Origin of the sequence: Ectothiorhodospira sp. PHS-1 (assembly GCF_000225005.1) — a bacterium.
Lineage (GTDB): Bacteria > Pseudomonadota > Gammaproteobacteria > Ectothiorhodospirales > Ectothiorhodospiraceae > Ectothiorhodospira.
This window is the reverse complement of sequence record NZ_AGBG01000006.1, coordinates 90,012-102,107: the sequence shown is the minus strand read 5'-3', so window position 1 is coordinate 102,107 and position 12,096 is coordinate 90,012. Positions and strand designations below refer to the sequence as shown.

Sequence of the window (12,096 nt, the reverse complement as noted above, 5' to 3'; positions counted from 1 at the left end):
TGCTTGACAGACGAAAGGCCGTGCGGGTGATTGTGGATGATTATAAAGGCTTTGCGGAAGATTTGCCCGTTTACCGGGTTCAGCCCTGGCTGATCTGGATCAAGCGTGCGATGAAGAACACGCTCAGCAGCAGCCAGCCGACCGGGTAGGGGAACATCCCCACGTACCAGGCCGTCAATGTGCCCAGCAGCAGGGCGCCGATGATCAACAGGGGGATGTCCATGGGAAGGTCCTCCGGGCTTGTTATCATTGGAGCGCATCTTGCCGGGCGTTGTTCCCTCCCGGTCGCCGTCGCCCCCTGAAGGATGTCCATTCCCGTGACACTGGAACTGCTTGATCTTGCCCTGATCGTGATCGCCGCCTTTGTGGCCGGCATCATCAACGCCCTGGCGGGAGGGGGGAGTTTTCTCACCCTGCCGGCCCTGGTCTTTACCGGCGTGCCCCCGGTGGCCGCCAACGCCACCGGCACGGCGGCACTATTGCCCGGTTATCTGGCCAGCGCCTGGGCCTACCGGGATCTGATCCGGGCGCCCCGGGGAATGACCGTGCTGGGGGTGGTGCTCATCGGTACGGCCGGGGGCGCGGTGGGGGCCTTGCTGCTGCTGGCGACTTCCAACGAGGCCTTCCGGGTGATCGTGCCCTGGCTGTTGCTCTTTGCCACCCTGCTGTTTGCCTTCGGGCCGCGTCTGAACCAGTACCTGGCGCGACGCAGCCACGGCACCGGCGGCTTCTGGGGGCGACTCGGCGTGCTGGGCGTGTGCGGCTACGGCGGCTATTTCAACGGCGGCATGGGCATTGTCATGCTGGCCATGTTCCGCCTGCTGGGGGTCAATGACCTGAACGTGGCCAACGGGCTGAAGAACCTGCTCTCCGCCGTGCTCACCTTGATGGCGGTGGTCATCTATGCCTGGGGCGGCGCCATCTCCTGGCCCGAGATCCCCCCCATGGCCCTGGCGGCGGTCCTGGGTGGCCTGGCCGGTGCCCGCATCGGCCGGGTACTGCCGCCGGCACTCCTGCGCAACGGCATCGTGGTGGTCGGCGCGGTGACCACGGTGCTGTTCTTCTTACATTGATTCGACGTCAAACCGCGGCCTACCACCCGATTGCCCCCGGCAGCCACAGCACGATTCCCGGGAACAGGATCAGCAGCCCCAGGGCCAGCAGCTGGATGATCACGAAGGGGATCGCCCCCCGGTAGATGTCCGCGGTTCGTATCCCCCTGGGCGCCACCCCCTTCATGAAGATCAGCGACCACCCGAAGGGCGGTGTCAGGAACGAGGTCTGCAGGTTCATGGCGATGAGGATGGCAATCCACACCATGGAGAATTCCGGATAGCCGGCCAGGAAGGGCATGAACAGGGGAACGGCGATGTAGGTGATCTGGATCCACTCCAGGAAGAATCCCAGCAGGAAGATCAGCAGCATCATGAAAAGCAGGGTGCCGTAGGGGCCGCCGGGCACCCAGTCGAACATGGCCTCCACCAGGAACTCCCCGTCCAGCCCCCGGAACGCCAGGGCGAACACCTGGGAGGCAATCAGCACGAAGAACACCATGGCGGTGATGCGCACCGTGATGATCAGTGCCTCATTGAACACCGGCAGGCTCAGGCGCCGCATCAGCGCCGCCACCACCACCGCGCCCACGGCTCCCACGGCGGCGGCTTCGGTGGGGGCGGCGATGCCGCCGATGATGGCCCCCAGCACCGCCCCCACCAGGGCCAGGGGCGGCAGTACCGAGGTGAAAAGATCCTTCCAGAGCTGGGCCTTGCTCATGGTGGCCCGTTCCGCGGCGTCAATGGCCGGTACGTCCGCCGCGTTGTACCAGGCCAGGAACAGGAGGTAGAGCACGTAGAGTCCGGCCAGCAGCAGGCCCGGCACCAGGGCGGCGGCGAACAGGCTGCCCACGGACAGGTTCATGGTATCCGCCAGCACCAGCAGTACCAGGCTGGGAGGGATGATCTGCCCCAGGGTGCCCGAGGCACAGATGGTGCCGCAGGCCACCGACGGCTTGTAGCCCCGTCGGATCAGGGTGGGCAGGGCCATGAGGGTGAGGGTAACGATGGCCGCCCCGACGATGCCCGTGGCCGCGCCCATGAGCACGCCCACCAGGATCACCGCCAGGGCCATGCCGCCGGGCAGGGCGCCGCTGGCATGGCCGATCACTTCCAGCATGCGTTCCGCCACCCGGGTCTTGTCCAGCATCACCCCCATGAACACGAACAGCGGGATGGCCAGCAGGGTGTAGTTGGTGATGGTGCCGAAGATCCGTGAGGGCAGCAGCTCGAATAGCCAGCCCTCGAACCCGATGAAGCCGAACACGAACCCCACGGCGGCAATGGCGAAGGCCACCGGCATCCCCGTGAGCACCAGGATGAAAAAGGCGCCCACCATCATCAGCGCGATGTACTCAAGGGGCATGGGCAATCCTCCGGCGGGACCCGGGGCGACGGTAATGGAACAGCAGGCGGCGGCCGATGCTCAGGGTCTGCCGCAGGGCTTCGCTGATAATGAGGGCAAAGCCCAGCAGGATCATGGCCTTGGGCAGGAACAGCCAGGGCATGCCGCCGGCGTTGGGCGAGCCCTCGCCGCGTACATAGGAGATGCTGACGAAGGGCCAGGTGTAGAACAGGACCAGGGCCGCGATGGGGATGGCCACCAGCACCATGGTGATGCCGTTGAGCCACAGCTTGCCCACGCGGCTCAGACGATGGGAAAAGACGTCCACCCGAACGTGTTCATCGGAACGCATGGCATAGGCAATGCCGGTCATCACGCTCAGGGAGAGCAGATACCACTCCAGTTCCTGCAGCCATACGGCGCCGGTGCCGAGGGCGTAGCGGGCGGTCATGTTGCCGAAGATCAGCAGGATCATGGCAGCCATGGCGATGGCCGAGATTCCACCGGCCAGACTGGTGATCCGGTACAGCACATGCTCGAAGCGAAGGAGGAGGCGGGACATGACGATCTCCGATGATCCCGTCAGTGGGTCGGAGGAGCCCCACCCCGTGGGTGGGGCTCCGGAGCAGGCTCAGGCCAGGATCTTTCCTCCCAGGTCCCGGATTTGGGTCTGGAAGGCCGTTTCCGAGTTCTGCTGCCAGCGGTCATGGCGGGCCTTGAAGCGGAAATAGCTCTCGTGCACCTTGCGCACCAGGGGATCCCTGGCTGCCCGGTCGCCGAGGATGTCCCGGGTGGCCTCCAGCAAGGCCTGAATCACGTCGTCGGGCAGCGGTCCGAACTGCACCCCGTGATTGGTCACCAGGTCGTCCAGGGCATCGGCGTTTCTGGCCTCCAGCCAGGTGTGGGAGGTGATGTTGCAGGCCGCGGCGGCATTGCGCATGATGGCCTGCAGGTCCTTGGGCAGGGACTCCCAGGCACGGCGGTTGACCACCACCTCGGTGCTGGTGGCCGGTTCGTGCCAGCCGGAGGAATAGTAGAACTTGGCGGCCCGGTGCAGCCCCAGTTCACGATCGGAGTAGGGACCCACCCACTCCGCCGCGTCGATGGCGCCCCGCTCCAGGGCGGCAAACAGCTCACCGCCCGGCAGCAGGCGGGCATTGGCGCCGATGGCGTTGTAGATGTCTCCGGCCAGTCCCGGCATGCGGATGTTCAGGCCGCGAAAATCCCGCAGACCCTCGACCGGGCGCCGGAACCAGCCCACCGGCTGCACCCCGGTACAGCCCACCACCAGGGGGACCAGGTCAAAGGGCTTGTAGACTTCCTCGTACAGTTCATAGCCGCCCCCCTCGTTGAGCCAGGCGTTGTGACCCTGGAAGGTCATGCCGAAGGGGACGGTGGTGAAATACTGGGCGGCGAAGGATTTGCCGGCCCAGTAATAGGCGCAGCCGTGATTGAGCTGGACCTGGCGGCCGGAGGAAGCGGCATCGAAGCCCTCGAAGGCGGGCACCAGTTCATTGGCGGAATAGACCCGGATGCGGATACGGCCATTGGACATCTCCTCCACCCGTCGGGCGAAGTCGGTGGCGCTGCCGGGGCCGGTCTGGAAGAAGGGCAGGCCGGCGGGCCAGGTGGTGGTCATGCGCCAGTTGAAACGCTCCTGGGCCTTGACGATGGCCGGTGCCCCGATGATGGCGGCTCCGGTGGCCACGGCGGTGCCGGCCTTGAGAAAATCACGACGCTTGATGGACATGGCCTTGATGCTCCTCGGTGGTGGGTTCATTGTGATGTTGTTTTCTGGAATATGAACCAAACCGGTTGCGCGTGACAACCTCGGGCCGACTAGGTCGGTGGCGCTTCGAGCAGTCGCTCGATGTCCCCCGCGATGGCTTCCGGCGGCACATTGGGGGCATAGCGCCGGACGGTTCGGCCGTGGCGGTTCACCAGAAACTTGGTGAAATTCCACTTGATGCCCTGGGAACCCAGCAGACCTGGCGCGGCGGCCTTGAGGTGACGGAACAGGGGGTGGGCGCCGGCGCCGTTGACCTCCACCTTGGCGAACATGGGAAAGCTCACCTGGAAGCGGGTGGTGCAGAAGTCGGCGATCAGGGCCTCGTTGCCCGGTTCCTGGTTGCCGAACTGATTGCAGGGAAAGCCCAGTACGTCGAATCCCCGGTCATGGAAACGATCCTGCAGGGCCTGCAGGCCGTTGTACTGTTTGGTGAATCCACAGTGGCTGGCGACGTTGACGATCAGCAGGACGCGGCCTTGGAATTCCGACAGGGCGCGGGTCCGGCCCTGGATGTCGTTGGCCTCGAAGGTATGGACAGTGCCGGGTGCGGTGGCCATGGGGAACGCTCCGTGAGAGAGGGGGAAAGGCATGGGTTTCCCGCAGCATATCCTGGTCACGAAGCGAAAAAAAACCCGGCATTGCCGGGCTTTTCATCACTGCAAATGGTGCCGGCAATAGGAGTCGAACCTACGACCTTCGCATTACGAATGCGCTGCTCTACCAACTGAGCTATGCCGGCGGGCACCGAAAACCGGTTGGATCCTTGCACAGACCGCAGGAAGGGCGCGGCAGGTGCGCGGAAAGGCTGCTAAGTTTAGTGCATGAGGCGTCAGGACTCAACACAGACCGTTCAACGGAGGAGGCATCACCATGAGCCAGTTCAATGACAAGGTTATCGTCATCACCGGCGCGGCGGGGGGCATCGGCGAGGCCACCGCCCGTCTGCTGTACGCCCAGGGGGCCAGGCTGCTGCTGACGGACCGGGAGGCGGATGGGGTGGAGGCGCTGGCCGCGGCGCTGGGAGAGCGGGCGGCGGGGATGGCCGTGGATGTTAGTCGGCGGGAGGAGAACCAGGCCATGATCCAGGCGGCGGAACAGCGTTTCGGAGCGGTGCACGGCGTGTTCCTCAATGCCGGCATCGAGGGCCGTGTGGGGCCGCTGGCATCCACCACCGATGAGGATTGGGAGCGGGTCTTCGCGGTCAATCTGCACGGGGTGCGTCATGGCCTGCAGGCGGCGGTACCGGCGCTGCGTCGGGCCGGAGGGGGCGCCATCCTGATCACCGCCAGCGTGGCCGGAGTGCGGGGTGCGGCCGGGTTGGCACCCTATGTCAGCAGCAAGCACGCGGTGATGGGGATGATGCGCTGCGCCGCCGTGGAACTGGGGTCGGAGGGCATCCGGGTGAACACGGTCAACCCCGGTCCGGTGGACAACCGGATGATGCGCTCCATCGAGGAGCAGGCAAACCCGGGACACGGCGACGATGTCAAGCACGACTTCGTCACCCGCATCCCCTTGGGGCGCTATGCCACCAACGAGGAGATCGCCGCCGTGGCCGCGCTGCTTCTGTCCGACGCCGGCAGTGGCATCACCGGCGCCCATTATCTGGTGGACGGGGGCATGACCGCCCACTGACGGGGGGTGTCCCGCGCCGGATCAGTCTTCCAGGTAGGTGTACCCGGACAGGCCGTTGTCCAGTTCCTTGAGGATCTGCCGCTGCGTGGCTTCGTCCAGGCCCGCGGCCGCCACCTTGGTGCGATAGGCGCCTGCCAACAGCTCGGTGTCGAAGTGCACATAGCGCAGCAGCTCCTCCACCGTGTCCCCCTGTTCCGGTTCCACCACTTCGTAGCCGCCGTCCCGGGTCAGTACCACGTTGATGGCGTCGGTGTCGCCGAACAGGTTGTGCAGGTCCCCCAGGATCTCCTGGTAGGCCCCGACCATGAAGATCCCCAGCAGATATTGTTCCCCGGGGCGGAATTCGTGCAGGGGCAGACTGGGGACGATGGTCTCGCCGTCCACGTAGCGGTCCACGTGGCCGTCGGAGTCGCAGGTGAGGTCCTGCAGTACCCCCAGGCGGGTGGGGCGCTCGTCCAGCCGGTGCAGGGGCATGATGGGGAAGATCTGGTCAATGGCCCAGACGTCCGGGATGGACTGAAACACGGAGAAGTTGCAGAAATACTTGTCCGAGAGCTTTTCCGTGAGTTCGTCGGCGATATCCCGGGGCAGGCGCTGGGCATGCCGGGTCAGCAGGCGTCGGCAGGTGGCGAAGTAGATCTGCTCCGCCAAGGCCCGGTGCTCCAGGTCCAGCAGGCCGTGGGTGAACATGGACTGCACTTCCCGCAGCCAGTCCACCATGGTGTGGAAGACTTCGGTGGGGGCGCTCTCGGCAGTGCGTTCGAACAGGCTCCACATGTCCAGCAGCACCGCCGGGGCCTCCTCGTCGGGGGGCTGGATGTCGGCGGCCACCGGCGCACGCTCGGTGTCGATCACATTGGTGATCAGCACCGCGTGATGGGCGGTCATGGCACGACCGGACTCGGTGAAGATCTCCGTTGGCGGCAGGTCGTATTCCCGGCAGGTGTTGGCCAGGATGCGCACCAGGCTGTCGGCATAGTCCTGCAGGCTGTAATTGATGGAACACAGGTTGCGGGAGCGGGTGCCCTCGTAGTCCACCCCCAGGCCGCCGCCGGCGTCCACCACCTGGATGGGGGCGCCCAGACGATGCAGTTCGGCAAAGAAGCGGGAGGCTTCGTACATGCCTGACTGGATGTCGCGGATGTTGGCGATCTGGGAACCCATGTGGAAATGCAGCAGCTGCATGCAGTCTAGCATGTCGTGGTCCCGCAGCTGGTCCAGCAGCTTCAGGGCCTGGGCGGCGGAGAGGCCGAACTTGGCCTTTTCGCCACCGGTGTTCTGCCACTTGCCCTTGCCCATGGAGGCCAGCCGCACCCGCATGCCCAGGGAGGGGCGGACCCCCAGGTCGCGGGCGGCCTCGATGACGCCGTTCAGTTCCGAGGGTTTTTCGATAACGATGTAGACCCGGTGTCCCAGCAGCTGGCCGATCATGGCCAGACGCAGGTATTCCCGGTCCTTGTAGCCGTTGCAGACGATCACCCCGCCGGGGCGGGCCAGGGCCAGCACCGCCATCAGTTCCGGTTTGCTGCCTGCCTCCAGGCCCACCCGCTCGCCGCCACAAGTGAGGATGCGCTCCACCACGCTGCGTTGCTGATTCACCTTGATGGGATAGACGGCGGTGTAGCGGCCGGGGAACTCGTTGTCCTCGATGGCCTGATCGAAGGCCTCGGTGAGTCGCTTCACGCGGTCGCAGAGGATGTCCGGAAAGCGCACCAGCACCGGCACGTCGATGTTCAGGCCGGATACATGGTTCACCAGTTCGAACAGGTCCACGCCCGGATGCCGGGCATGGGCGGGCGGCCGGACGATCACGCGGCCCTGCTCATTGATGTGAAAGTAGTCGCCGTTCCAGTGGGGGATATTGTAGGTCTGGCGGGCGTTATCCGTCGTCCAATCTGTCATGATGGGCCTTGTCGATCAGCGCGAATGGAGGGTCGGTGTCACTGGGACGCCGACCCGGTAAAGCGGGCGTATGATACTCCCTATGCCGTGACCCCGGGGAGCCTGCAACGGGCTTTCGACCGCCGGTGGCCTGATGCGGTTCATCCGGCCTTCAGGCGGTCCAGCCGCAGTCGTTCCCGCTCGTCGAACAGGCGCCGGGAACCCAGCCAGATGGCCCCCAGGGTACCGAATCCGGTGCCCGCGGTGATGAGAAACATCACCAGAATCTGGTATTTCACCGCTTCCATGGGCGGTGTGCCCGCCAGGATCTGACCGGTCATCATGCCGGGCAGGCTGACGATGCCCGCCGCCGCCATCGCATTGATGATGGGCATCAGGCCGCTACGGGCGGCATCCAGGCGAATGTCCCGGATCGCCTCGGTCCAGGTCTGCCCCAGGATCAGGCGGCCCTCGATCACCCGGCGCTGTTGCCAGGCGGACTGGGTGAGACGGTCCAGGCCCAGGGCGATCCCGGTCATGGTGTTGCCCAGCAGCATGCCCAGCAGGGGGATGGCGTACTGGGGCTCCCACCAGGGTGCCGGGCCGATGATGACGGTCAACGCAAACACCGTGGCGGTGAAGGCGGACACGAACATGGCCAGGGTGCCGATGCCGTAGGCCCACCAGCCGGTGAATCGTCGCCCCTGTCGGGCCACCACTTCCCGGCCCGCCACCAGCAGCATCACCAGTGCCATGATGGCCACCCAGTGCAGGGCGGCATGCTCGAACAGGGTCTTGAGCACCAGGCCGATCAGCAGCAGTTGCACCACCGTGCGGGCGGCCGAGATCAGCAGGCTCTTCGACAGCCCCATGCCCACCCGGCTGGTCAGCGCCGCCAGGGCAATCACCAGCAGGGCCGCCAGGGTAAGGTCCAGGGGTGACAGGGCGATGACGTTCATCCGTTTGACTGCTCCAACAGTCGACCGCTTTCCATCAGAAAGAGGCGGCCACCCAGGCGGTTGCGCTGCTCCGCGTCATGGCTGACCCACAGGGCGGCGGCATCGCTGTCGCGCAGATAATCCCGGATCAGGCCTTCCATGATCAGGGTGTTGTCCGGGTCCAGATTGGCGGTGGGTTCGTCCAGTAGCAGGACCCGGGGCCGGTTCTGCAGTACCCGCACCAGCGCCAGGCGTTGCCGTTCTCCGCTGGAGAGCCGGTCCACGGTCCAGGTGCGCACATCCGGGCCAAAACCCAGGGCTTCCAGCCAGTGTTCACCACCCGGTTGCAGATGTTCCCCCACCGTGTCCGCCCACCAGGCCGGGTCCGCCGGCAGGTAGCCCACCCGGCGTCGCCAGTCGGACCCGCTCAGGGCCTGTCGGGGCTGTCCTTCCAGTCGGATCAGGCCTTCATTGCGGTCCAGATCGGCGATGGCGCGCAGCAGCAGGGACTTGCCGGCACCGGACGGACCGGCCACCTGGGCCAGTTCTCCGGCGCCAAGGGCGAGGTCCAGGGGGCCGACCTGGGGGGTCTGAAGCTGTTGGATCTGGAGCAGCAAGGGCCTGTCCGATGAATCTTCCGTAAGGGTAGGGGAGGGGTGAGGTTCCGGGGGGCGAAATCGATTCATTATAACGGTCGTGAAGGTGATCTCCGGGAGACTTGCGCCCATGGTCGGGGTTCGCTAGGGTGAGTCCGGTGCCCCCAGCTTATGTAGGTGGTAAGCCTGCGCTGCCAAGGTGGGACGACAGAATATCAGGGACCGGCGCAGGACTCGAATGCCAGGGGCATGCTGCGAGACTGACACGACGAACACACAGGAGAAGAGACGATGAACGATCGCGATAATACCCTGAGTCGGCGCCGTTTTCTGAAGTTCGGCAGTTATGGCCTGCTGGCCGTGCCGGTGGCAGGCCTGGGCTGGACCACGACGGCCAAGGCCATGGAGCGCCTGAGCGAGGATGATCCCGCTGCTCAGGCCCTGAACTACGTGCATGATGCCTCCGCTGCGGCTGGCCATCCCGCCTATGAGGAAGGGCAGACCTGCCTGAACTGCCTGTTGTACAGTGATGCCAGCGCCCAGGACTGGGGTCCTTGCTCCGTGTTCCCCGGCAAACTGGTGTCCGCCAACGGCTGGTGCACCGCCTGGGTGGCCCGTTAAATCCCCGACAGGAACCGCCCGGCCGAAGGTCCGGGCGGTTCCGGCAAGCCTGCTTCCGTCAGCAGGACGTGATTTCCACTCTCGCCCGTCCGGTTCGGCTGATGACGATTCGCCGCCCCGTCTCCCCATGGCATAGCCACACCGACCCCATCTGCAGCGCGCCGTTCAGACGACGGGTCTGACCATCGTTGCGATAGGCGATGTACTCCCCCATCGTGCCGTTGGTGTGGATGGTCACCGACGCGGGCACGGGGCCGAAATGACGAATGACCGTGTTGGGTTGAATCACCGATCCGGTGACCGGGTGTTCCACCACGCCGACGATCCAGCCTTCCGTATAGGTGGTGTCGGTACATTGCAGGCCGTCCGTGGACGGGCAGAGCAGGGCGTGGTGACCCCGCTTCACGGCTTCCCAGCGGGCCGTGTGGAGGGCACTGATGAAGGTGTTGGTGGTGGTGATCAACTGCTGCTCCCGCACCATGCCCGCAAAACCGGGGATGGCAAGGGTGGCAAGCACCGCGGCAACGGCGAGCGTGATGAGCAGTTCGGTGAGTGTCAGGCCGTATTCCCTGGACATGTGCCTCTCTCCTTGAGGTTCTGACCGCTGATCGGCAGCTTAACCCGGGCGGGTGGTAGGGACAAGCGACGATGGCCGTTATGGGCGCTGTTATAATCCTGCGATTAAGTGGCGGTTCGAGGGTCTGCGCATGACCGTACTGGACGGCGCCCTGCTGGCAGGGTCGGCACTGGTGCTCCTGGGTTACCTGCTGGTGGTCCGGGCCGGATTTCGCCGGGAATTCATCTGGGGCGTGATCAATCTTGTCCCTATTGTCTCGCTGGCCTTCGTGTTGTTGCACTGGCGTCGGGCCCGGACCGGCTTTCTGGTGTCGGTGATGGGGCTGCTGGTACTCGGTGGAGCCCTGTACGGTGGTGCGGATCGGACCGTGGAGCAAACCCTGGATCGGTTCGGCGTGGGGGTGGAAATCCAGATGCCCGTCACCCGCCCCTGGGATGTGGAGTTACCCAATCAGGCCCTGATCCGTCGGATCGAGGAAGACATCGGACAACCGCTGGAGATTGCCGAGTACGACCCCTTTGCACCGGTCCAACCCCTGCCGCCGGCTTCCAGTTTCCGGCTGGAGGCCGATCCCGCGCCCAGGGCCTATCGCACGGCCCTGCCGGCTGAGCTGTCCCGACTTGAGGGCGCGCGCATGCGACTGGTGCTGGGTGACGGGATGGTTCGGGAGGGCAATCTGATTGCGACCACCCCCACCAGTCTCTACCTGCAGCAGGTCGTCATGGGCGGGCACGTGGCCTTCGAGTACCGGCGCCGGGATATCCAGCGCATGGAGGTCTGGGACCGGGTGGGCGCCGCGCCCCGGTTACCGCCGCCGGCTGAAGTGCAGCCCCCGTCCGATGAGCCTGACGTGGTCTTCGAGGCGGATTGAGTCCTTGTCGTGGTTTGCGGGGAATTTGTGCCGGGTCAGATGCGGGGGGAATGACGGGCGGTTGCGGGATTGCCAACGTATGATTGCCGACGTATTGATGCTTGAGCGAAGGAGAAGATGGTTTGAGTCACGACACCCAAGGCATGCCATGCTACGTCTATCGCAGTAGCCGCAAGCAGGATACCTATCTCTACCTGCCCGCCAAGGATGATTTTTCATCCCTGCCGGAGGCCCTGATGAGGGTGTTCGGCGCGCCGGTGTTTGCCCTGGAATTCGAGCTGACCCCCGAGCGCAGGCTGGCCCGGGAGGATGCCGCCCAGGTAATGGAAAACCTCAGAAGCCGGGGGTTTCATCTGCAGATGCCGGCGGAGAACGAGACGCCGGCCTGATCAGTCCAGAACCTGCGTGTCCTCATGGCGATAGGGGGGCGCGCAGGCACACAGGATGCGCAGGGGCACATCACCGGTATTCCGGACCTTGTGGGCGGCCCCGGGCGGTATCCTGACCGTATCTCCCGCATTGACCGGGAAGGCCTGATCTCCCAGATACATCATTCCTTCGCCCTGGGTGAAGTGATAGTGTTCCTCGGTCTGCATGTGGCGGTGCAGGCGGGTACAGGCGCCGGGCTGGACCAGGGCTTCCGCCAGGCTCAGCGCACCTTCCCCATTCAGGCGGGGATGCATGAGTTCACGGATTTCCGATCCGTCCAGCGTCTGATAGGGGGCAATGTCCTGATAACGGGTCTTCATGGGAAGGCCTCCTGTTCACAGGGGGTTGCAGGGCCTCATGAT

General features: G+C 65.1%; 15 protein-coding genes and 1 tRNA gene. 5 read left to right on the top strand and 11 right to left on the bottom strand.

The annotated features are described in order from the left end of the window. Window positions 1-79: 79 nt before the first annotated feature. Window positions 80-223 (bottom strand): hypothetical protein, encoded by a 144-nt coding sequence (locus ECTPHS_RS14760; protein WP_008931442.1) that lies wholly within the window; start codon window positions 221-223, stop codon window positions 80-82. A gap of 82 nt (window positions 224-305) precedes the next feature. On the opposite strand from ECTPHS_RS14760, the gene ECTPHS_RS04200 reads away from it, so the two are divergent. Next, window positions 306-1,073, top strand: coding sequence for a sulfite exporter TauE/SafE family protein (locus ECTPHS_RS04200; RefSeq protein ID WP_008931441.1), 768 nt, complete (start codon window positions 306-308; stop codon window positions 1,071-1,073). A gap of 19 nt (window positions 1,074-1,092) precedes the next feature. On the opposite strand, the gene ECTPHS_RS04195 is transcribed toward ECTPHS_RS04200, so the two are convergent. The 5 genes from ECTPHS_RS04195 to ECTPHS_RS04175 all read right to left on the bottom strand — a co-directional run bounded on the left by ECTPHS_RS04195 (window position 1,093) and on the right by ECTPHS_RS04175 (window position 4,925). Then, window positions 1,093-2,418 carry a TRAP transporter large permease subunit gene (locus tag ECTPHS_RS04195; protein WP_008931440.1) on the bottom strand — a complete coding sequence of 442 codons (1,326 nt, stop codon included), beginning with the start codon at window positions 2,416-2,418 and terminating at the stop codon, window positions 1,093-1,095. Then, window positions 2,408-2,959 (bottom strand): TRAP transporter small permease subunit, encoded by a 552-nt coding sequence (locus ECTPHS_RS04190; protein ID WP_008931439.1) that lies wholly within the window; start codon window positions 2,957-2,959, stop codon window positions 2,408-2,410. The genes ECTPHS_RS04195 and ECTPHS_RS04190 overlap by 11 nt, the downstream gene beginning before the upstream one ends. A gap of 69 nt (window positions 2,960-3,028) precedes the next feature. Continuing rightward, the gene (locus ECTPHS_RS04185) at window positions 3,029-4,147 is read right to left on the bottom strand and encodes a TRAP transporter substrate-binding protein (protein WP_008931438.1); all 1,119 of its coding nucleotides are present in this window, start codon (window positions 4,145-4,147) and stop codon (window positions 3,029-3,031) included. An 89-nt stretch (window positions 4,148-4,236) separates the two neighbouring features. Continuing rightward, window positions 4,237-4,743, bottom strand: coding sequence for a glutathione peroxidase (locus tag ECTPHS_RS04180; RefSeq protein ID WP_008931437.1), 507 nt, complete (start codon window positions 4,741-4,743; stop codon window positions 4,237-4,239). A 106-nt stretch (window positions 4,744-4,849) separates the two neighbouring features. Beyond that, window positions 4,850-4,925 (bottom strand) — tRNA-Thr (locus tag ECTPHS_RS04175). Window positions 4,926-5,056: 131 nt separating this feature from the next. On the opposite strand from ECTPHS_RS04175, the gene ECTPHS_RS04170 reads away from it, so the two are divergent. After that, window positions 5,057-5,821, top strand: coding sequence for an SDR family NAD(P)-dependent oxidoreductase (locus ECTPHS_RS04170; RefSeq protein ID WP_008931436.1), 765 nt, complete (start codon window positions 5,057-5,059; stop codon window positions 5,819-5,821). Between the two features lie 21 nt (window positions 5,822-5,842). Here the strand turns inward: ECTPHS_RS04170 and speA are convergent, their stop codons facing one another. From speA to ECTPHS_RS04155, 3 genes are all read right to left on the bottom strand, one after another. Continuing rightward, complete coding sequence (gene speA, locus ECTPHS_RS04165) at window positions 5,843-7,723, bottom strand: biosynthetic arginine decarboxylase (protein WP_008931435.1); 1,881 nt, start codon at window positions 7,721-7,723, stop codon at window positions 5,843-5,845. 140 nt (window positions 7,724-7,863) lie between these two features. Beyond that, window positions 7,864-8,661, bottom strand: coding sequence for an iron export ABC transporter permease subunit FetB (gene fetB / locus ECTPHS_RS04160; RefSeq protein WP_008931434.1), 798 nt, complete (start codon window positions 8,659-8,661; stop codon window positions 7,864-7,866). After that, a complete protein-coding gene (locus ECTPHS_RS04155) occupies window positions 8,658-9,257 on the bottom strand; it encodes an ATP-binding cassette domain-containing protein (RefSeq protein ID WP_008931433.1) in 600 nt (199 codons plus the stop codon). The genes fetB and ECTPHS_RS04155 overlap by 4 nt, the downstream gene beginning before the upstream one ends. A 270-nt stretch (window positions 9,258-9,527) precedes the next feature. On the opposite strand from ECTPHS_RS04155, the gene ECTPHS_RS04150 reads away from it, so the two are divergent. Then, complete coding sequence (locus tag ECTPHS_RS04150; RefSeq protein WP_008931432.1) at window positions 9,528-9,857, top strand: high-potential iron-sulfur protein; 330 nt, start codon at window positions 9,528-9,530, stop codon at window positions 9,855-9,857. 58 nt (window positions 9,858-9,915) lie between these two features. Here ECTPHS_RS04150 and ECTPHS_RS04145 read toward each other — a convergent pair whose 3' ends face one another. After that, window positions 9,916-10,434, bottom strand: coding sequence for a GspH/FimT family pseudopilin (locus ECTPHS_RS04145; protein WP_008931431.1), 519 nt, complete (start codon window positions 10,432-10,434; stop codon window positions 9,916-9,918). A gap of 130 nt (window positions 10,435-10,564) precedes the next feature. Here ECTPHS_RS04145 and ECTPHS_RS04140 point away from each other — a divergent pair, with 130 nt between their 5' ends. Both ECTPHS_RS04140 and ECTPHS_RS04135 read left to right on the top strand, forming a co-directional pair. Continuing rightward, window positions 10,565-11,305 carry a hypothetical protein gene (locus ECTPHS_RS04140; RefSeq protein ID WP_008931430.1) on the top strand — a complete coding sequence of 247 codons (741 nt, stop codon included), beginning with the start codon at window positions 10,565-10,567 and terminating at the stop codon, window positions 11,303-11,305. A 143-nt stretch (window positions 11,306-11,448) separates the two neighbouring features. Next, a complete protein-coding gene (locus ECTPHS_RS04135) occupies window positions 11,449-11,694 on the top strand; it encodes a YcgL domain-containing protein (protein ID WP_040405112.1) in 246 nt (81 codons plus the stop codon). Here ECTPHS_RS04135 and ECTPHS_RS04130 read toward each other — a convergent pair whose 3' ends face one another. Next, a complete protein-coding gene (locus ECTPHS_RS04130; protein WP_008931428.1) occupies window positions 11,695-12,054 on the bottom strand; it encodes a cupin domain-containing protein in 360 nt (119 codons plus the stop codon). Window positions 12,055-12,096 lie beyond the last annotated feature (42 nt).

Coding starts and splice junctions, on each gene's coding strand:
- ECTPHS_RS04140 (WP_008931430.1), top strand. CDS start 10,565: ATGACCGTACTGGACGGCGCCCTGCTGGCAGGGTCGGCACTGGTGCTC.
- ECTPHS_RS04130 (WP_008931428.1), bottom strand. CDS start 12,054: ATGAAGACCCGTTATCAGGACATTGCCCCCTATCAGACGCTGGACGGA.
- ECTPHS_RS04180 (WP_008931437.1), bottom strand. CDS start 4,743: ATGGCCACCGCACCCGGCACTGTCCATACCTTCGAGGCCAACGACATC.
- ECTPHS_RS14760 (WP_008931442.1), bottom strand. CDS start 223: ATGGACATCCCCCTGTTGATCATCGGCGCCCTGCTGCTGGGCACATTG.
- ECTPHS_RS04170 (WP_008931436.1), top strand. CDS start 5,057: ATGAGCCAGTTCAATGACAAGGTTATCGTCATCACCGGCGCGGCGGGG.
- ECTPHS_RS04185 (WP_008931438.1), bottom strand. CDS start 4,147: ATGTCCATCAAGCGTCGTGATTTTCTCAAGGCCGGCACCGCCGTGGCC.
- ECTPHS_RS04135 (WP_040405112.1), top strand. CDS start 11,449: ATGCCATGCTACGTCTATCGCAGTAGCCGCAAGCAGGATACCTATCTC.
- ECTPHS_RS04145 (WP_008931431.1), bottom strand. CDS start 10,434: ATGTCCAGGGAATACGGCCTGACACTCACCGAACTGCTCATCACGCTC.
- fetB (WP_008931434.1), bottom strand. CDS start 8,661: ATGAACGTCATCGCCCTGTCACCCCTGGACCTTACCCTGGCGGCCCTG.
- ECTPHS_RS04195 (WP_008931440.1), bottom strand. CDS start 2,418: ATGCCCCTTGAGTACATCGCGCTGATGATGGTGGGCGCCTTTTTCATC.
- ECTPHS_RS04190 (WP_008931439.1), bottom strand. CDS start 2,959: ATGTCCCGCCTCCTCCTTCGCTTCGAGCATGTGCTGTACCGGATCACC.
- speA (WP_008931435.1), bottom strand. CDS start 7,723: ATGACAGATTGGACGACGGATAACGCCCGCCAGACCTACAATATCCCC.
- ECTPHS_RS04150 (WP_008931432.1), top strand. CDS start 9,528: ATGAACGATCGCGATAATACCCTGAGTCGGCGCCGTTTTCTGAAGTTC.
- ECTPHS_RS04200 (WP_008931441.1), top strand. CDS start 306: ATGTCCATTCCCGTGACACTGGAACTGCTTGATCTTGCCCTGATCGTG.